Raw genomic sequence first — 18,466 nt, 5'->3', positions numbered from 1 at the left:
GAGGCGCAATAGTTGTATAACCTGCCGGCATCACTTCGTTATCTTCACAAAAATACAGATCATCACGTTCGAATACGCCACTTGCATCGAACTTAAACACTTGTTTAAACATTATGACGTCACCTCTTTCGTAAAATAGGATATGCCATCAAGACCGGTATTAACATCAACAGCACCCACCGCCACAATGTTAATATCACCCGAACCACCCAAATAAATATTCGCCTGATTAGATGCGCTAGTGGACTGTTGAGCCGCGCTATAAAGCTTATTCCAATCAGTATCGGGTTGTAGTATTGTTGGTACTGTCGCGCAAATACCTGTCCCTGTTCCGGTTCCTTTTCCAACAATGCCGCCTAGCATAACGAGATAACGATTATTCATTTTTACATAACGGGCTGTTAGGGCTCTCGATGCGACGAATCCATTTTTAGGTGTGAGGGTAACAGTTTGGACGGTCAAAGATTGATCAAGATAGTTTTTAGCATCGGAAAGTGCTTGTTCTTTTGTTGCCAGTTCGTTACCAAAAAGAAAAGCTTTTTTAGTCTCCCATTCAATGTATAGGCTGTTCGCTTTGACCCAAGGCGAAGCACCAAAACCAAAATATAAAACATTCGCGACTTTACCCTTGCCACTTATGCCGAACTCAGCTAACCGATTACCAGCTCTTATCCCAAAACCGCGAGCCCAGCTTTGTGTGTCTGAAACTTTGGAGGCGTCAAAAATAGGCGCCGCTGATGTATTACTAACGTCGAATTGAAAGGCGCCATCAATTTGAACATTCCCAACAAATTTTGTAAGTTGCCCGTCGCGCTGAATCGCTAAAGAGGTGCTAGGCGTTATAGTTTTAGCAGTTACTGGATTCCCACCGCTAACAACAGAACGCCCCCATACATAATCGGCTGGTGCGTAACCGAGGAGATACCCGTTAGCGTAACCCGTGATTGAAAACCTCGAATCACCTACAGCCCCGCCGCCAATAACGTATGTTAGTGTGTCTTCTGGTAGATGCCCGGTGCTCTGATGGCCGATTGAAAACGTGATCTGTGTATCGTTTGCTAGGCCAGTACCTACATAATGCTTTATTGAACCGTATCGGATAGTTAAAGCGTTTTGACCGTCTAAGTTTAACGTTCCGGTCATGCTGTCGCCTGTTTTCGAGACGTACCCACTTTTTGCGATTTCGTCTCGCAACTTCGCGAGCTCTGTTTCTGCTTTCGCTGACAGCTCAACGGCATTTTGACTATCTTCTAAAGCTTTTGCGGAGTTCGTCAAACTATCCTGCATCATTTCTTTAATCTCTTCTTTAAAACGCTCATAATCACTAACAAAACTTGAAGCTTCTAATTTACCTTGGATCGGGTCAGCTTTAACTTGATAATTGAAGTCAAAGCTGTGCGTAATTTGGTCCGGTGTACTTCCCTTAGTCAGCATAAATTTTGCATTATAAACGGTGCCTGGAAAGCTAAATGCTTCTTGCACAAACGTGTAAGAAAATTTTCCTGTTGTTGGGTCAGAATCAATTATTGTTGAATCATCTAGCACAAAGTGTTCATCGTCAGGCAATAACGCTTTAAAGTACACGCTCCAGCCAGTTAAATCAAACGGCACACTATTGACAGTCAATGTGACTTCAAGTGTTAACGAATCCTTATCGCCCACAGTTCCCACAATTCGAGGATTTGCTCGAACAGCAGTGTTTAAATCTAATCTGTATGGAATTGGTCTAACAAGCTCCATTAGCACCACCTCTTTCTAATTTTTCAAGTCGTTCTTCAATATTATTCAACTTATTTTCTAACCGTTGATTTTTTTTAATGGCTTCTTGAGCATAGCGCCATAAATAAGCAACTGCTTTGTAGATATCGATGCCTTTACCATCTTCGGCTAATAGTGGGCGTGGCGTCTGTTCTGCGATGAAGCCTATCTGTAGGTCGTCATTATTGCCATATCGGTACTCAAACAGCCCTGTACTCATAATCATTTCAACAGCAGAAGTCACAAAAAACTCCGCTTCTTCAATAGGCTTAATATCACTTTTTGCTTTTTCAGATGAATGTTGAATAAAGCTTTTTGCTCGCACATTACCATAAATATAATTATTTGGATCAGCTCCAGAGTTAGGAAGCCCTTTTTTATCTACAATACGAAGCTCACCACTATTTGTCGTATCGACGCCAATGTAGAAACCGGCGAGTCCCCAACCTTGCCTATCATAAGGTGGAACTGAGATAGCATGTGATGTTACGACCTCGTCAGATACTCCGCCAACCTGACGACCCTGATTATCTAATATATAGTAGCCACCATAATCCATGATGAGTTTACCTATAATAGTTCCGCTCGCATTCCTTAACTCAAATAAGAGGCTATCACCATTTACTGTAAAGCGCCCCTCACCTTGTTTTATCCAATTTCCGCCGGATGGGTTCGGCACCATTTTATCGACGATTGCACTGAATTCGTCAGCTTGTATTTTTGAACCGGTGATGTTTACACCTTTTATATCTATCGCTTGAATTGTTCCTGCAGTGATGAAGTCAGCATTAAAAGCACCGTCGAGCGTCCACGCTGATTTGTAAGGACCATTGACGCCATCACTGCTGAATCCAATCCCACTCTTATTTAATCTAAGAACTTGCTTAGCTGTATTCATGTCGTCAGTGTCCATGATGAATATTTCGGCGGGTCTGCCTGGCGGATAAAGAACCACATAGCCTCCGTCGTTCCCAGTAATTATTTGAGTGGCTTTGTCAATTGCAAGATTAATGAAATCGTGAATATTATTGAACTTGTTTTCAAGTTGCTGCTTCGTCTCAGCATCACTTGTAGCTCGACTACTTAACGAATATTTAGCATCGCCTAACTCCATTGAAATGTAAAGTTCTTCGACTGGGTCATACTGATACTTACTTACTCGTGCATCTAAGTAGATGCCCCAATCATCGTGCCATACTTGCACAGTATCAAATAGTGCAATACGTTCGAGTGCAGCATACTCTTTATATTCTTCTGTGCGAGCAAGTTGAATAAAATCAACCTCAATGTTTACTTTTGGCTGATTATTGCCCGTTTTTTCAAACCAAGCCTTTGCTAATGTACGAAGCTGTGCTTCAGACGTATAGCCCGCATCTTGCATTTCCTGCGAAAAATCGACGGGCAAAGCAAGCGGTTGAAAGAACTCATCAATATTTTCGGCGTCAATAACTACTTCTGAAAGAGTAACTTCACGAGTGGACCCGTCGCCATTATCGATTTTGGCAAATGGGATAATACGTGTTGTAATGTCGCCCGACGTAGTCATGTTCAAACCAGTCAAATTCTTCTTATAGGCGATACGAACGTCTCTGTTTTTACCTCGATTCTTCCAAAACCGTACAGTAAAATTATCCCATTCAATTTCAGTGCGCCACGTATCAATGATCGAACCTTCTGAACCAGCAATGGCATTTAATACATTGTTGTATTCTTGCGTGAAGTTGCTAGTTTCAGTAATATCTGTCCATGCGGTATAAGGAGTTGGCACTACAGACTTTTCTACCATGGTTTTAAAAGCATTCGATGGTGTCGTCGTTGTAATGTCCACTTTTTGAAACGCATTTGCTGTTAAGTCAGCTTGTGCAATGACTGTAGCAGTGACCTTTTTAGAATTGTTTATGGTGTCGAACTCAACATCTTCAATGCGAAATAGTCTGTCCCCGTCGAAGTCGTTTGGCTTTGCTTTGATGACATTATGCTTCACAAGTTCATCGAAAATCACTTTTTGTATGTTGTAGTCTTCGTCTGTTTCGATTGGTGCATAATAGTCAAATTCTAACGTAAATGCTGCCTGCCGTTCCTCAGACACAACTGGCGAGCTAATACGAGTTAAGATCCCGATGCCATGGTGCTTCGGTACAATACCTTTCAATAACTCTATATCATCTGATCGGTATAAAATCGGATAACTCATATTGTCCACCAGCGCGGTATAACTTCAATCTTCGTCACGTTTCCGATCCAGTCAAACAAGTTGTCGCCGGGATCAAGTGTCGGAATAGGGTTTAGCACTGAGCTATTAGCTGGTGTAATAACACCGTTTGGCTTTGTGTAACTATTCTGCATTTGTGCATCTAGCGTGATTGGCTGACTAATGCCTTTTAAAACAACTGTTTGATTATTGATGTAAAGCGTAATATCACCGCTCCCGTGAACAGTTATTGCAGGAGCACTCTTAAATAACTCGGGGTTATAAAGAATATCGCCTTTTTTAGTTATTTCACGTACAGCGAGCCCATCAGTGTTCCAGCGTTCAGGCTTTCGAGTAAATGGCAACGTACCTTCGCCACATAGAAAAGGTAAAAGACTTCATTAAACGAAAGTTCACTCGCAATATGTACTTGCATTAGGTGGTAAGGGTCGTCGCTATAATAAAGCTCACACCAACCACTCGGTGACTTTAACCAATTAAACAGTTCTGTAGCCTCTTCGCGTATGTTTCTTTGCGTGCGATCTTTTGCAAACAAATAAACTGGCAACTCTTCTGTTACCAGTTTAAATGTCCCCTTATCGATCATAAGCGCTCCGTTTTGTCCGGGGCGCTCAATCAGTTCAATATTTTTTTCTGGCGCAGTATAAGGAGCGCGCTCCCGAACTGCCAACCCAAAATCTAAGCTACTTTGTCCATTAAAAACAAAGTATGTCAATTCATTTTCGTTCATTCTACGCCTCCTCTAATACTGCATACCTCTCGCCTTAAATTGATAGCGTTGCGCTTTAGCTTCTGCTTCGCTCACATGCGGCGCCACAATTTGACCTGCTTTTTTGCCGTCAATTGAAACTTCCATTCCGTCTATGCGATCACCCAATGCTTCAAGTTTAGAGCCAATCAGATCGGCAAGACCTCCGCTGGTTACATTTGCATCAACTGAGGATGCAACAGATGCTCCAATAGCGCCATTTAAACCACTTTCAAGACCAGTTCGAATATTGTTAATGCTTCCTTCTGCAGCTTTGTTAATTGTTGCGCTCATGTCCATAACAGTGCCCATTACACTCTTAAACTCAGAACCAAGTCCCTTGTTTAAACCCGTCATAATAGCCCGACCGGCCGGTATCAAGAGTTTTTTATCGTAGCTAATTGGACCCTTATGATCTTTAATCCAATCAGCAATTCCTCCAACAAAGTTTTTAACCCCTTCAAACGATGATTTTAGTCCGTCTAGGAATCCATCAATAATAGCCTTTCCAGCATTTAAAAGCGTATTAGGTTTAAACTTTTCTACCATGCTTTTTAGTAGCTTACCAATCTCTGATAGTACATCTTTAGCTTTCTTGCCTATTCCAGAAATAAATTTACCGATAAGTTCAGCACCCTTTGCCACCAACTGACCTGCAAATGACCCAATTTTTCCAATCAATTGGACGATTAGACGCCCGCCAGCCGCAAGTATTTGCCCCAACATTTGAAGTAGTCCTTTGATAAGCGCCCAAATTAATTGAACACCTGCGCTTAAAATTTGAGGAGCCATTTTTATGAGTGCTTTGCCTAGCTCGATAATCAGCTTAAATCCAGCTTGAAGAAGTTGTGGTAATACTTTAATAAGACCTTGAATCAAAGCAAGAAGCAGCTTCACACCTGCCTCAATTATTTTAGGTAGATTCTTAATAATTGCATCTAGCAAGGTAGTTATTAATTTAATTGTTGCGTCAATTATATCAGGGAGCATTTTAATGATTCCTGATATAAGAGAAGTGATCATCTTAATTCCGGCGTCAATAATTAAAGGAAGGTTAGTGATTATACACTCAATCAAAGACATTAGAATAGTGATCGCCGCATTTAGAAGTTGTGGGAGTGCCTCAATCAATCCACCGATTAATGCAGTCAGTATCTGAATGCCGGCCGCAATAATCATTGGTAGTGCGGCTAAAATCCCACCAACTATAACCGGAATTAAGTTCATGACGACCTCAATTAATTGTGGTATCACAGTCACAATACCTTGAATCAGCGAAATGAGTAGCTGCACCCCTGCATTAATAATTTTTGGCAAAGACTCAACTAAAACTTCTATAAGGGCAGTTAGTATGTTCGTAATAGTGCCAGTAATCATAGGCAACATCGTTACAATACCTTGAATTAGAGCCGTTAAAATTTGAACGCCTGCATTTATAATTTGAGGAAGTGCGTTGACTAACGTTGTTAAAATTGTCGTGATTAATTTTGTAATAGTTGAAACTAGCGCCGGCAATAGAGATACAACAGAATCTATAATACCAGTCCAAATACTAAGCCATGTCGAGATAATTTTCGGTAGATTTTGAGTAATTGCACCAATTAAAGCCGTTAAAATTTCTGAAACCGCTGTTACAAGTTTTGGAAGCAAGTCCGTTATTCCTTTTGCAAAAGCAGTCATAATAGACACACTAGCATCAAATACGCTAGGTGCAACACGTGCCACAGCGTCCACGAAAGCATGAATTAATTCGACGCCTTTATTCGATGACGCTTCCGTCTGGTCAAGTCCAGAGACGGACTCTCCGCCAATTTGATTACTTGCATCTGCAACACTACCGATGCCACTAATGAGGCTGTTTGCAAAACTTGAAATCATTTCGGTAGCCTTTTCTGCAATCAAAGGAATGTTTGAGGCAATTGTTTCTGCGAAAGTTGTAACAGCCGTTACGCCTGATTCTACAATCACTGGTAAACTAGTGGATACCGCTGACGAAAATGCACCAAGTGCACTGACAACGGCTGTTATTATTGATGGTAAACTAGACATGATACCCTGAACTAAATTCGCAATCATGTCCACGCCCATTGAAATAAACCGGGGCAGATTTTGTGCTAAATAAGTAGATGCCTTGGAGATTACATCGGTCAATCCAGTAAATACTTTCGTAATGCCATTTGCGGACATGTCTCCGGTCTTAATCCATGTCGCAACAAAAGACACCAGAAGCGAAATTACAATACCAAGCGGTCCTGTTATACCCAACATAGCTAAAGCCATTTGTGTAAAGACTGCAACAACAATAGTCAAAACACCTCCGAGCTTTCCAAAAACTCCTCCCAAAAAGTCAAGACCCGCGCTTAGCCTGGATACAACCCCGTTAGACATTTCAGTCATTTCACTTTTGAGCTTTGCAAAAGCTGGAGCTGCCTTTTGAAGGACTTGTCCACCCATAATTTTTAGTTTTTCCGTAAATTTAGAAAAACCAGGCAGCAATTTATCTATTGCCGCACCAATGCGATCAAATAAAGGGCTCATTATTTGGAGCAATTTAACTATACCTGCGACAGCTAGTCCAAAACCTTTTTTAATTAAGTCCCCTAAGCCTTGAAAACTAGCTTTGGTTGCGTCAATACTAGAAATACTATCAGTTAATTTATTGACAAAATCGGCAAATTTTTGCGCAACAAAGGCAATTACCCCCACAAACTTGTCAAACAGCCATACTACACCAGAAACAGCACCATTAACCACCTTCATGACACTTACAAATAAAGCGCTCTGTTTCGCGCTATTTATCATTGCATTTGCAAAATCCGTTAAAACTTTTTTTATAGCTGCAAATAAATTCTTAACGGCTTCAACAGCTGGCATCAAAGCATTTTTAAACTTAGATACAATAGAATCTAAAATACGCTTCATGGTTTCGTTTGTTTTACAGAAGTCAATAATTAAAGTGGTTAAAAGTATGACTGCGCCAGCTATAGCAAGAAAGGGAGCTAGCAAGGAACCTAATCCCCCTGCAATTGGTGCAATCATTGCAATTACCGCCATTATCTGTGACCCGAAAGCTGCCCAAGCAGCCATAGCTGATCCAACAATTGTGCCTAAAATCATTAAGGCGGTCACTAATAAAGTGATAACTGCAATTACTTTTGCAAGTGTTGGGTGTGCTTCATTGAATCTATTAATAAATTCTGTTATTTTGATGACGATTTTATTAATGAATTGTAGTAACTTACCTAACACATCTTTCAAAGGTGTTCCAATCGCCCGCATGAATTCAGTCATGACTTTTTTTGAAATACCAACTTGAGAATCAAATGTTGCATAACGTTTATTCGCTTCATTTAATAATGCCGTATTATCTTTCCACGCCTTGTTCGCAGTATTGAGTGCGCTGGTCAACAAGTCTGCGTTACCAGATAATCGAAGTAAAACGTCTGACTCACGTATGCCTTTAATGCCCAAATCAGAAAGAATAGATGTTAAGTTTTTACCTTCCTTACTACTTTTAGAAAGGCCATGCACAACCGCGTCCAGTGCGCTTGCTGCGTCTTTTTTCCATGCTATTTTAAACTCATTGGCACTCATACCAGCCAACTTAGCAAATCCAGTTAACTTAGCGCCACCAGAATCAACTGCATTGTTGATTTTTTTCATGACCATGGTCATAGCAGTACCGCCGGCTTCGGCCTGAATACCAACAGAAGACATTGCAGTTGCTAATCCAAGAATTTTGGCTTCAGACATACCAACTTGCTTACCTTGACCAGCAAGACGAAGCCCCATTTCAACAATTTCTTTTTCTGTTGTCGCAAAATTATTCCCTAAGTCTACAACAGTAGCTCCTAATCGGTCAAAATTCTTTTGTGGCATTTGTGTAATGTTAGCCAAACGAGCTAAATTTGTTGCCGCCTCATCACTTGTCATATTTGTAGCAACACCAAGATCGAGCATCGTTTTGGTAAATTTCGCTATATTTTCACGTTTTATTCCAAGCTGCCCTGCCGCTTCAGCAACCGCAAAAATTTCTTTCGTTGATTGTGGCATATTTTTAGTAATGGCTAAAAGTTCTTTTTGTAGAGATTTCATTTGTGTAGCACTGCCATCAACCGTTTTCTCAACGCCAGCCCAAGCGCTTTCAAAGTCTGCCGCAGCTCGAACTGAAGCCCCAATACCCTTTACAAGTCCGACACTTACAGCGCCAAAAGTTGCTGCAATAGCAGCTCCGGCCATGCCAATATTCTTACTCATACTTTGAGCACTACTATGCGCCTGATTAAATTTTCGAGATAGATCATTTATGTCCGCTCCTACACGAACTAATATGTCAAAATTTGACAATCGTTAACCCCCCTTCTGTAGTTTGCTAAAATCAATCTTCGAAAGAAAGTTTTCGTTTTCCCGCTGAATAATAAGTTTTTCGTCCTCTGACATTACTTTTTCTCTGCGATCTTCTTCCGTCGGACGCTTGAAAAGCGACTCTGGTTTTAATTTCTTAGAGCGTGCTGCACTTTCATTAAATATCGCTTGTCGGACTTGCTCTTCAATTTGGTCATATCTATACTCTTCTTCTTCAGACATAAGCAAATAAAAATCGCGTGGAGTTAGCTCGCGGAGCTCTCTTGGCTTCAATCGCAAGTAACGCCACGCTTTTTTTATATATTCGTCAACATTAAATATTAATTCAGAAGTTGGTCCATCGCTTGTTTTGCATCTTCGTTCTTCATCAGTTTGTCTACTGTTTTCTTGAAGAAAAAACTGTTCGCAACCAAAGCATTTCCGTCGTGCAAAATTTTATCTAAGTCGATTTCTCCAGCCTCGATTTTATTATTAATTTCAGCTTTGACAGTGTTGTAACTGATGCCCTCACCTGTATGAAGTAGCCCTGCATAAACAATATGTGTGTACACACCAAGATCACCCATCATGACCTTACCAATTAAGGCTAGCGCTCCTCCGTCTTCGATACTGTTCATATAATTAATTGCATCAAAGGTTAGCTTAAGTTCATATTCTTTTTCATTCAGAGCGAAGGTCACTCGATTAGTTTTTTTAGTCATTTATATCCTCCTGAGTTAACGTCCCGCGACGATTTTTTTTAATATAAATCATATGCCAAATCTTTTTTATTGAGATGGCGGTGTAGCGCCTTCATCAGCATTATTTTCTGGCGCACCATCTGGTAAAGTCGTGAGTTTAATTTCTTTCACGTCACCAGAAAGAGACGCTTCGATCGAAATTGACACGTTATCACCTACGCCATTATCTTCTTCGTAGCTGTTTAGTTTGTATGTACCTTGCTCGCCTTCGAGTGTCCTTTTGTCCAAATCAACAATAGACACATATTGCTTATTGCGAAGTGCTTTTTTCAAGTACGGGTATGCCGGGTCGCCTTTTGTCATAATTTGACCAAAACTGACTGTTTGCGAAATTTTACCGTAAGCCGTCTCGCTCTTGTCTTTTGTCTCAAGTTCTACATCATCAGCTTCAATTGATGTTGTGCCGTCTGTTTGATTAAATGGGCGCATATATGTTTCGCCATTCGCACCCGGAATAGCAACGATATATATCTTATCTGCTCCTTGATATTCTAATGCCAAATTTAATTCCTCCTACTTTTTCTGTTTAATAAAGTCACGCTAATAAAAGCGCGATGCTTGTTTAATTCGTCAGAAGCTGTCTCAGCATAAACTTCTTGAACGCTAATGCTGTCCTCTACTTCGAACTCTTCGAACTCATGAAAAATGAGCGCATCTTTTATTGATTCGCTCCACTCTTTTTGCTGACGAGAAGTCAGCGGGTATAGAATTATTTGATATAACTCACTTTGTTGAACAGAATCCTTTAACTTTGTTTTACTTCCGTAGACTAAAGCATCATTTAGGCTTTGTACGATAATTAGTGGTTTCATTTTTGGGGTTAACTCTAGACCGTCATATAAGTTAAGAACCTCAACTTGAAGTAGTTTTTCTATAAAATCCCTGATAATTATTTGATTACTAAGTGCCATTACCTACCAACTTTCCTCAAACGTTGTTGCAACGTATAAATAAAAGCAGGTCGATCTTCTTGCACAGTTTTCCGAACGAAACCAGCCTTTGTACGGTTTGTAAACTCCTGAATTGAAGCATAAGGTAGCTCACTACCATATTGCCACATAGTCATGCTTTGTTTCGAAACAGAGGCAGGAAAGCTATTTGCAAGCGCACCTGTTTTTCTAGGTGCATATCGTGCTGTTTTACTCGCTGATTGATGCACTTGTCGTTCAGCTTCTTCTGCTACTACATTTTCATAAATTTTTGCTGAAAGTTTTCGGTTCAAAGCGCTTGAGATATCCACTCTAAAATCAAATTTCATTAGTGCACCAACTCCCCATAAACCTCAACACGATTCCGAACTCCGATCCCTTTTTTGGGGCTCCCTACAACCTTATACACATTGCCTTCGTAATTTAGTTGCTCACACTCAATCCAGTCTTCAATTGCGATATCACACTTAATGTCATATGTTTTTTGAATGATACCGTTGTTTAACTCAAGCTCATTTACAGCACCATAACCTGTGGATTCAGTGACGTGTGCCTTAACCGATTTCGGTTTTTGTGGCATTGGAATTGGTTCATTAGTATCAGGGTCATAGCCCATTATTTCAGAAGGCATCAACAAAACTTCAAAAGTACGACCTGCCAACATATCCTGTCGTGCAGCTTTCATAAATCTTTTGTCTGCATCAGTAATCATCAAATAGCCCGTCCTTTCTTGGTTTCATAACATAGGTCAAATAGCTAGTACAACGCGGGTGAGGACGATCAATTGGATAACTGGTGTCAGGCAGATAAACACCTTCGCCAAGTCCATAATGGTCTGCGTGTGCCAACGCAACACATTTTGGCGAGTGGTGAATTCCTTCTGTTATATGTACAGCTTCAACGTATTTACTTTTTTTTAGCATTCTCAATAATTGATTCACGATAAGCATTAACACCATCACTTTTGACGATATTTTCTGTTTTCCAGCGATTAGCTTTAAGTACCTTCTCTACTTCTTTGAGTGCCTCTGACAATCCAGCCTTGCTTTTCGTATTTACAGCTTGGCGGATTGAGTCAAGTATGTCGCGTGCATGCCAATATTGAATATCCGTCAAGTTTGTACCATTTGGCCAGCGATACTTATATACATTGTTGATGACTTCTTTGTTTAAAGCTTCCTTTGTACTTGTGGCAATTAGTGATACTCCAAAAGTAACGGCAAAAAATTCAATTACTTTATCCGTTGTCCATGAAGTTGTTTCATTAATAACCTGTTCAATCGCGTCAGAAACTTCTTTGTGGAAGTCAGGCAACATTGCTTCTAATTCACGATTTATTGATCTATTTTTTGATCGGGGAATATTTTCGTCTTTATCAGCATACTTTACAAGTACTTCAAAGACCTTTGGCTTAATCGCTTCTATCTGTTGGATTGTTTGTTTAGATTGTTGAGTATTTAGCTTCTTGTATTCCTCAATTAAAGACTCAAAAAAAAGCATCAATTGTCATAGTCTATCAAGCCTTTTCATTACTCGAAATGCGTTGTCTCCGGCATAAAGTCGCTGGTATTTGCTTCTTAGAACACTTAAAATATCAAGATAGTTTTTTGAGGTATTCGCTTTCGTAATACTTTCCTCGCCATCACTGAAATTAAAATAGTGTGCTGTATTAATAGCGAGCTCTTCAACCCCTGAAATTTGAGCTGTCAGTAGCACAGCATTGATTTTGTCAGCAGGGACAGACTCTGACGACGCATAGCCTTCTTGTGCTAACGCATCGTCAAGCCACCCCTTAATTGTTTCCGGTGTTAGGTTCGGAACTTCTTTGAATTTAAGTTCAAGTCTTTTAGTTAGTTCGTCTTGCGTCGCCATGAATTCCCTCCTTACTTAGTTTTTGGGGCTTTTTTCTTTTTTTAGGTAGTGCTTTTGGTTTTGTTTCCTCTTTTTCTTCTACAAAACCCTTGGCAACAAGTCGAGCTAAGTCTTCCTCGCTTAGCTCAACCTCTTCCCCCACATTTTTGTAGTCAACTTGACCTTTAATTACAATGGCTTTTGTCATTATTTCACGTCCGCAAAAAGAAGTAATTTAGGGTCTTCGAGTACTGGGAACCCTGCCGCGACACCTTCGAAAATCGAGCGGATTGGGCTACGTTCGTCAATCGCGTCAACTACAATGCCTGGTTTAAAATCATTTTCTACAGTTGGTCCCAATAAGAATTTTCCGACTCCGTCAGCTACAAAAATAACACGGTTTGAGGGGAAGAATTCTTTCACTTCATCTTTTCCATCATAAAGATTACGAACTGTCATTTTGCGATTTGTAACAACTTCTAAATTTGGCAATCCGAATTGCCCTAAAACTTCTTTCACCTCTAACTCACTTACACGTGTGGCCTGTGTGTTAGGCCGTGCTTCAGAAATGATAACCTTATTTTTAGCTAATAATGAGAAAGTTTCTCGCGGCATAATAATTTTAGAAGCGCTACGTCCGTTTGTATTTGAAAATTGCTCGCTCCAGTTTAAAAGATCACTAAGCGCATCATGGTCAGAATTGTCCCACTTGTTTGCTCCTGTTAAAACAATTTTATGTTCGTCAGGTACGCCAAAATCAAAGTCGACTTTGACATTGTTGTGATTATAATGGAACTCACCTGTAGTTAGAGCTTCAAGTTTCATTAACTCAATTCGATCAAGCAACGCATTTGATACGTTGATGGCTTTGCGTTGAAGTTTTTCGATTAATTCAGCGTGTTCAGAGTTGTTACGACTTTGATTAAGAGCTAATAATTCCTCTTCTGTTGCAATATCTTTAATACCTAGTTTTGTTAACTCACCCATCTTACTTGCTACAGCGTCGCGATCCATTACTGGAGGCTCTGCACCAAACCCGATCATAGCTGCCAAATGGCGATTTGTTTTAACAATATCGTATGCAAATTTTGTGCTGAAGGTATTCTCGTTTGGCAAAAATACGTCGGCAAATGTTGGTGTTTCCTCGCGTATTTTCACGCTTTCGTCAATCAGACCCCGCATTGCTGGTTTTTGAAATTGTTCAATATGTGTTATTCCGGGCATTATTTAATCTCCTTTACATAGCGAATTTCTGGTGTTTTTTCTTTAAATGTGTCAGTCACTCCGACAAGTTTTGCTTCATAAACTGAGCCTCGAGTGATAAGCTCCCCAACAATGCCATCATTGACTCCGTCAGCATTCCAGTCAACATTTAGGATACCGTAATCTGCATAGTTGGTAGGTGCTCCTTCTGCCCCATCTTCGTAAGGTTCCCATTTTCCAGATGTTGCGTTTTGTGCAACGGCAGTTCCTACATCTACATACTTAGCTCCAAACTTAGTAGCATCAAGTGTTGCTCCTGCTTCGATAAAAGTGAAGTGCTCACTTGCTAGAATATTTTTACCGCCTTTAAATTCAGTACGGCTAGTTTTTGGTGTGTAAATTGGCAATCTAGTTCCTCCTTATTTTTTCTTGAAAAAGCGTCGAGCGGCTTCTCTGCCAACTTCTTCTGCTTTATCCTTACTTGTCTGTGTATTTACTTTTTGACCGCCCGGTGCATTTACGGAAGGGTCAATATATGATTCAGTGGGGATAAGTTCCGAAAATTCAGCAATTTTACTTTGAATTTCTTCTGGAGACGAGCCATCAACAAAATTCTTGGCTTTTTCAAGTCTTTCCCCTGTAAATCCTGCTTTTGCAAGCCCCTCTGCTTTTAAATGATCGAGCTCAAGTTGAGTCTTAGCTTTTTCAGCAGCTTCACGTTTTGCAACTTCGGCTTCATACAAGTCTTTAAATCGCCCTTCCTCTTTCGCTTTTTCGGCTTCTTGCTCGGCAATTTGTGAGCGTAATAGCTCAAGCTCCTGTTCAGCCGCTTTCTTTGCGTCATTCACAGATTTAAAACGATCATATGGGACTTTCTCAACCACAACTTGTTCGTTTTGTTCTTCCGGTTTTAACGACTCGTCAGTCGAGTTTTGTTCGTTAAGTTCAACCTCTTTTACTTCTTCTTGTTCACTCATTCAATGAATCCTCCTCGTTTTACGCCTCGGTTGGCGGATTATTTAAATTGTAGACGTCTTCTGAACGCCTTTTTTTCAAGTGTTTCTGCTTGTATCTCTTGTTTCTTTGCGGAAGCATTTTCAACGCCTAGTCGGTTCATAGCGCCTGCAACAGATTCAAACCCGGCGTCTACTTCGTCAGCAAGGAGTTCAACTAATTCTTTGCGGTTATCAGGAAGTGGGAGCACAAACTTAATTTCGCTCTCATAATCTTCTCCGATAGCTTTAACAACATCTTTGTCATAACCAAATGCCGTATGACCAAGACGAGCTTGTAAGTATTTAATTGACTTCTGATGTAATTCCTGCAACTTAACTTGCCAAATATGCCAATGCTCTTCTGTATCTTGTATAATGTCATGAAACAGAATTTGAAGGGCTTCTGCGTTCATTCCGCCGAAATTTAAGTCTTGTGCGGAAAAGTTAGGTAATGAAGTGACTTCATGCAAGGCGCCTTTTAAGCGATTAAATGTATCGTTTAAAGCTGTAGTATATGTAAAAGACGACTCTGACTTAGACACGTCAGGCGACTTATCTCCCTCAGAATTTAAAGCAGCGGCTGCGCCGGGTGCAATGTCAATTTTATTTAATATGTTTTCTGGAACATTTTTGAAATATGTCACGGGAAACATTTCAAAACGCAGCGAGTCAACAGCGTCTTCGTTCAATTGGTTCAGTCGGTCCGTAATCTCTCGCATGTCATCAAGTTCAGTCGTGTCGCCAACGTGAGCTTCTAGCAAACTTTTAACTGGAATTAAAACAGCAGGGATAAAATCAAGCCCAATTGGTTCTCGTTTTGCCCATTCTTGAACAGGCTCAAGCGCTTCGTTGTAGTAGCCTTCCGTTAGATAGCATTTTCCTTCGATGAGCTCAAAGGTTTGCTTTTTAATCAACTCAACCTCTTCTTCGTTTTCGTCGTACAGTTCGACAGATCGAACGAAACTCAGCTTGACTAGTTCTCGGTAGTCATCATTGCTGTAAACGGGGAACACTTCCGTGTCTGGGTGCCACACCCATTGCAACTTGCCTGTTCGAGGGTTAAACACAATTTTAACGGCAACCCTAGAGGCGATTAAGCGATCCTTAGCCGCCGACAATAATTCAGATCGCATGTCATTATCACGCCACAACTGGTAAAGAAGTTGCTCGTAGACATTTGCACGCTTATCCTCCGCTTCTTGGGCTTTTGATGGCTGATAAGTGGGTTTCAGTCGCTCTTCAGGCGGGTCAATAATTTTGGGGGACACGCTGATTCCATGATCGCCCCCCATTTGCCACTGCGCCTTTGCATCAATCATGCGCTTAAAGTAGTTTACTTCAAACCGTGTCGGATCGTAGTCAAAGCCTGGAGGACGTGCCAATTCGCTGGCTTTTACAAGTTGCCCACTTTCGGGGTCTCGATGTTGATAGCCGTTATAATAATTATAAGCATCAACTTGTTTTTGAAGACGTTGGAACTCCTGTTTACCGATCGCCTGCATGAACGGCGACTTAATCATTTTTTCAATGTTTTCTTGCGTAATTAAATTTGTGTCAAGTAGTACTATTATTGATCACCTCCTTAGCGATAACCTCGCCGCTGAATAAATTGAAATTTTGACGTTGTATTTGCGATTTTCAATGCGTCGGCAAGTGCGTCGGGCGCATCGTCGTGGTTGTGGTTCGGATAGTATTCAAGCATTTCAAGCAACAATCTTTGCGACTTTAAAAAGCGTACATTTCCGGCTTCAATATCCGGTAGCATTGCTTCAATCCGAAGTGCCTTGCGTGTTTTCTGCTTCACTTTTGCAAGCCGCGTTGTGGACGGATAGCCTCGCTTTTTCAGTGCTTCGGCAAGCTTGTCCGCAAACCATTCTTGCGCTTGTTGGGCTTCGACTGCTAACCGTTCGTATTGAAATTGCAATGTTTTGTCGATGATGACCTGCATAAATTTGTCTGGCTTAACTCGTTCAACATATGTATCAACTACATAACAGATGCCTGTGTCACGTTTCCTAGCAACTGTAACAAGCGCGGAGTAGTCCCCTTTTTCTTTTCCCATTGCAAAGTCAACTGCTCCAAACAGATCACATTGCGAAAGGTTAAGTTCTTTTTCCGAGTAATAAAAAAAAGTCGTCAGGATTAAACACCTGCGACTCTTCGTCGATCGGGTTATTCATGTACTCTTGATTAAACGCTTTAGCGCCCATTTCCTCGCGCTTCTCCATAAAATATTTATAGTCGTAGCGAGAAGCCCACAAAACCTGAGAACCTTTCAGCATTTCTGCCTTATTTTGCTCGAAAAACTCGTCTGCCGTCTCTTTAGCCGTCGGGCTGTCTTCGTGGTAAATCGCACGCCATTTCGCCCACAAAGTTTGGTTTTCTGCGTGAGCGAGAACCGCCGGAAACTTTTGAGACTTAAATTCACGACTTTTTGTGACAACACGGTTCAATAGCGAATCATAATGCACGATTGTTCCCATGTACACACACAATGCGTCCTTATCCGCTGCTTGTAGCATTTCAGACTGGAACCAATGCAAGTTTTTTTTCGCGCAAGTCCTTCGTGTTCGTATTCTGGTTTGACTCGAGATCATCAAGCAGGAATAGGTCGGGTCGTGTGTTTAAGAAACGAAGCCCACGCATTTGCTGCCCGGTTCCTTTTGCTTCAACTTTTGTTCCTGAAAGTGTGATAAATTCATCTTTATTGTCCTTTTCGTTTCGGCTTGGTTGCTCATATAGCAGCTCACCAAAATCCGCTCGCAACTTCTCGTTAAACTTAAGCTGAAGTTTTGCCCAGCCAATGAAATCACTCGCCATGTCTGTTGTTTCCGAAATCACTACAATGTATTTGCGGTGACGGTAAACCGCTTGGTGACAAGTAAACCCGTTTGTTAAATAGGCTGTTTTAGCGTGTTGACGAGGCACCGCCCAACCGATGTTGGTTTGCACATTGCCGGTCGTTACATCGTCCAACATATCGCACAGTTGGCGGTGGAAGTCCGCGGCGTCATCAATTGACACGCCCGCAGGAATCAAGTTGCCTGTGTTCTCGGGGTTGCAGTCCTCACTAAAGTATTCATACATAAAGTACAGCAAATCATGTTCGGCTCGGTGTACACGCCGCAACTGCTCAAGCTCTTTCAGGTCAGTCAGCAACGTTTCAAGCTGGCTTGTAGTTGCTTTCCCTTCATTTTTCAACTGCATCAGCGCGTTGGCATGGCGCTCAAGCAGCGCAATACGCTCGGCACGCTCAGCACGAGGCAAAAACTCACTCATCAGTATTCACTGGCTTCGATGCCCCTGTTAACCGTTCAATCTCAGCCTCTAAGTCGGCATCGTCTCTCGACCGAGTTGTTAGGTCGATGGACTGCTCATTTTTAATCCAACCTTGTGTTTTAAAATACAAGTCGAGCGCTTTTGTACTCGGTTGTGCGCCGCTCATGAGTTTACTCATTGCACCATATGCCTTAGGTGCTAGCACAGCTAACCGTTCGCGACTCGCCTCTGCCAGTGCCTCTTGAAAAACAGGGGTATTGCGCCAGTTGTAAATCGTCTTGCGCACAGTGTCTAACTCCTCTGCAATCTGATCCAAACTTTTGCGGTCCGGATCACCCTTTGCATACTCCTCACGCTCGACCAACATGTCAATTGCCTGCTTTTGT

General features: G+C 41.3%; 22 protein-coding genes. All 22 read right to left on the bottom strand.

Annotated elements, in window-relative coordinates; all coding sequences use genetic code 11:
* Window positions 1-111: 111 nt before the first annotated feature.
* The gene (locus MFLO_RS15265; RefSeq protein WP_206538351.1) at window positions 112-1,671 is read right to left on the bottom strand and encodes a BppU family phage baseplate upper protein; all 1,560 of its coding nucleotides are present in this window, start codon (window positions 1,669-1,671) and stop codon (window positions 112-114) included.
* Between the two features lie 55 nt (window positions 1,672-1,726).
* On the bottom strand, window positions 1,727-3,952 hold the full coding sequence (locus tag MFLO_RS14220) for a phage tail spike protein (RefSeq protein WP_036098724.1): 2,226 nt from the start codon (window positions 3,950-3,952) through the stop codon (window positions 1,727-1,729).
* The gene (locus tag MFLO_RS15490) at window positions 3,949-4,314 is read right to left on the bottom strand and encodes a hypothetical protein (RefSeq protein WP_149023075.1); all 366 of its coding nucleotides are present in this window, start codon (window positions 4,312-4,314) and stop codon (window positions 3,949-3,951) included. The genes MFLO_RS14220 and MFLO_RS15490 overlap by 4 nt, the downstream gene beginning before the upstream one ends.
* Window positions 4,254-4,700, bottom strand: a complete 447-nt coding sequence (locus MFLO_RS14215; protein ID WP_036098723.1) for a hypothetical protein — start codon at window positions 4,698-4,700, stop codon at window positions 4,254-4,256. The genes MFLO_RS15490 and MFLO_RS14215 overlap by 61 nt, the downstream gene beginning before the upstream one ends.
* Window positions 4,701-4,712: 12 nt before the next feature.
* On the bottom strand, window positions 4,713-9,065 hold the full coding sequence (locus tag MFLO_RS14210; RefSeq protein ID WP_036098722.1) for a phage tail tape measure protein: 4,353 nt from the start codon (window positions 9,063-9,065) through the stop codon (window positions 4,713-4,715).
* A 3-nt stretch (window positions 9,066-9,068) separates the two neighbouring features.
* A complete protein-coding gene (locus MFLO_RS14205) occupies window positions 9,069-9,356 on the bottom strand; it encodes a hypothetical protein (protein WP_036098721.1) in 288 nt (95 codons plus the stop codon).
* A gap of 47 nt (window positions 9,357-9,403) precedes the next feature.
* Window positions 9,404-9,784, bottom strand: coding sequence for a tail assembly chaperone (locus MFLO_RS14200; protein ID WP_036098719.1), 381 nt, complete (start codon window positions 9,782-9,784; stop codon window positions 9,404-9,406).
* A gap of 66 nt (window positions 9,785-9,850) precedes the next feature.
* Window positions 9,851-10,324: a phage major tail protein, TP901-1 family gene (locus tag MFLO_RS14195; protein ID WP_036098718.1), complete on the bottom strand. Its 474-nt coding sequence runs from the start codon at window positions 10,322-10,324 to the stop codon at window positions 9,851-9,853.
* A gap of 2 nt (window positions 10,325-10,326) precedes the next feature.
* A complete protein-coding gene (locus MFLO_RS14190) occupies window positions 10,327-10,734 on the bottom strand; it encodes a hypothetical protein (protein WP_036098716.1) in 408 nt (135 codons plus the stop codon).
* The gene (locus MFLO_RS14185; protein WP_036098715.1) at window positions 10,734-11,081 is read right to left on the bottom strand and encodes a hypothetical protein; all 348 of its coding nucleotides are present in this window, start codon (window positions 11,079-11,081) and stop codon (window positions 10,734-10,736) included. Before MFLO_RS14185 ends, MFLO_RS14190 begins: the two co-directional genes overlap by 1 nt.
* A complete protein-coding gene (locus tag MFLO_RS14180; RefSeq protein WP_149023073.1) occupies window positions 11,081-11,437 on the bottom strand; it encodes a hypothetical protein in 357 nt (118 codons plus the stop codon). The genes MFLO_RS14185 and MFLO_RS14180 overlap by 1 nt, the downstream gene beginning before the upstream one ends.
* A 221-nt stretch (window positions 11,438-11,658) precedes the next feature.
* Window positions 11,659-12,255: a hypothetical protein gene (locus MFLO_RS14170; protein WP_149023072.1), complete on the bottom strand. Its 597-nt coding sequence runs from the start codon at window positions 12,253-12,255 to the stop codon at window positions 11,659-11,661.
* 3 nt (window positions 12,256-12,258) lie between these two features.
* A complete protein-coding gene (locus tag MFLO_RS14165) occupies window positions 12,259-12,624 on the bottom strand; it encodes a hypothetical protein (RefSeq protein ID WP_036098711.1) in 366 nt (121 codons plus the stop codon).
* The gene (locus MFLO_RS14160) at window positions 12,599-12,811 is read right to left on the bottom strand and encodes a hypothetical protein (RefSeq protein ID WP_036098710.1); all 213 of its coding nucleotides are present in this window, start codon (window positions 12,809-12,811) and stop codon (window positions 12,599-12,601) included. The genes MFLO_RS14165 and MFLO_RS14160 overlap by 26 nt, the downstream gene beginning before the upstream one ends.
* Entirely contained in the window at window positions 12,811-13,827 is a 1,017-nt protein-coding gene (locus MFLO_RS14155) for a major capsid protein (RefSeq protein ID WP_036098709.1), read from the bottom strand. Before MFLO_RS14155 ends, MFLO_RS14160 begins: the two co-directional genes overlap by 1 nt.
* Window positions 13,827-14,213, bottom strand: a complete 387-nt coding sequence (locus tag MFLO_RS14150) for a hypothetical protein (protein WP_036098708.1) — start codon at window positions 14,211-14,213, stop codon at window positions 13,827-13,829. The genes MFLO_RS14155 and MFLO_RS14150 overlap by 1 nt, the downstream gene beginning before the upstream one ends.
* Before the next feature lie 12 nt (window positions 14,214-14,225).
* The gene (locus MFLO_RS14145) at window positions 14,226-14,783 is read right to left on the bottom strand and encodes a hypothetical protein (RefSeq protein WP_036098706.1); all 558 of its coding nucleotides are present in this window, start codon (window positions 14,781-14,783) and stop codon (window positions 14,226-14,228) included.
* A 38-nt stretch (window positions 14,784-14,821) separates the two neighbouring features.
* Complete coding sequence (locus MFLO_RS14140; RefSeq protein WP_051993701.1) at window positions 14,822-16,321, bottom strand: phage portal protein; 1,500 nt, start codon at window positions 16,319-16,321, stop codon at window positions 14,822-14,824.
* A 62-nt stretch (window positions 16,322-16,383) separates the two neighbouring features.
* Window positions 16,384-16,863 (bottom strand): phage terminase large subunit, encoded by a 480-nt coding sequence (terL, locus tag MFLO_RS16675; RefSeq protein ID WP_051993700.1) that lies wholly within the window; start codon window positions 16,861-16,863, stop codon window positions 16,384-16,386.
* Between the two features lie 40 nt (window positions 16,864-16,903).
* A complete protein-coding gene (locus MFLO_RS16670; RefSeq protein WP_241433686.1) occupies window positions 16,904-17,290 on the bottom strand; it encodes a hypothetical protein in 387 nt (128 codons plus the stop codon).
* Between the two features lie 34 nt (window positions 17,291-17,324).
* Window positions 17,325-18,002, bottom strand: a complete 678-nt coding sequence (locus MFLO_RS16665) for a hypothetical protein (protein WP_241433685.1) — start codon at window positions 18,000-18,002, stop codon at window positions 17,325-17,327.
* Between the two features lie 70 nt (window positions 18,003-18,072).
* The coding region (locus tag MFLO_RS14130; RefSeq protein WP_036098703.1) for a phBC6A51 family helix-turn-helix protein at window positions 18,073-18,466 on the bottom strand (394 nt) is incomplete at its 5' end.

It is taken from the genome of Listeria floridensis FSL S10-1187 (assembly GCF_000525875.1).
Lineage (GTDB): Bacteria > Bacillota > Bacilli > Lactobacillales > Listeriaceae > Listeria > Listeria floridensis.
The sequence above is the reverse complement of the archived record's forward strand: the minus strand, read 5'-3'. Positions and strand labels throughout refer to the sequence as shown.

What these genes read in the sequence shown, in the direction of transcription:
- MFLO_RS14220 (WP_036098724.1), bottom strand. Translation starts at nt 3,952, where the DNA reads ATGAGTTATCCGATTTTATACCGATCAGATGATATAGAGTTATTGAAA.
- MFLO_RS14215 (WP_036098723.1), bottom strand. Translation starts at nt 4,700, where the DNA reads ATGAACGAAAATGAATTGACATACTTTGTTTTTAATGGACAAAGTAGC.
- MFLO_RS14200 (WP_036098719.1), bottom strand. Translation starts at nt 9,784, where the DNA reads ATGACTAAAAAAACTAATCGAGTGACCTTCGCTCTGAATGAAAAAGAA.
- MFLO_RS14190 (WP_036098716.1), bottom strand. Translation starts at nt 10,734, where the DNA reads ATGGCACTTAGTAATCAAATAATTATCAGGGATTTTATAGAAAAACTA.
- MFLO_RS14185 (WP_036098715.1), bottom strand. Translation starts at nt 11,081, where the DNA reads ATGAAATTTGATTTTAGAGTGGATATCTCAAGCGCTTTGAACCGAAAA.
- MFLO_RS14180 (WP_149023073.1), bottom strand. Translation starts at nt 11,437, where the DNA reads ATGAAAGCTGCACGACAGGATATGTTGGCAGGTCGTACTTTTGAAGTT.
- MFLO_RS14165 (WP_036098711.1), bottom strand. Translation starts at nt 12,624, where the DNA reads ATGGCGACGCAAGACGAACTAACTAAAAGACTTGAACTTAAATTCAAA.
- MFLO_RS14160 (WP_036098710.1), bottom strand. Translation starts at nt 12,811, where the DNA reads ATGACAAAAGCCATTGTAATTAAAGGTCAAGTTGACTACAAAAATGTG.
- MFLO_RS14155 (WP_036098709.1), bottom strand. Translation starts at nt 13,827, where the DNA reads ATGCCCGGAATAACACATATTGAACAATTTCAAAAACCAGCAATGCGG.
- MFLO_RS14145 (WP_036098706.1), bottom strand. Translation starts at nt 14,783, where the DNA reads ATGAGTGAACAAGAAGAAGTAAAAGAGGTTGAACTTAACGAACAAAAC.
- MFLO_RS14140 (WP_051993701.1), bottom strand. Translation starts at nt 16,321, where the DNA reads ATGATTAAGTCGCCGTTCATGCAGGCGATCGGTAAACAGGAGTTCCAA.
- terL (WP_051993700.1), bottom strand. Translation starts at nt 16,863, where the DNA reads ATGGGAAAAGAAAAAGGGGACTACTCCGCGCTTGTTACAGTTGCTAGG.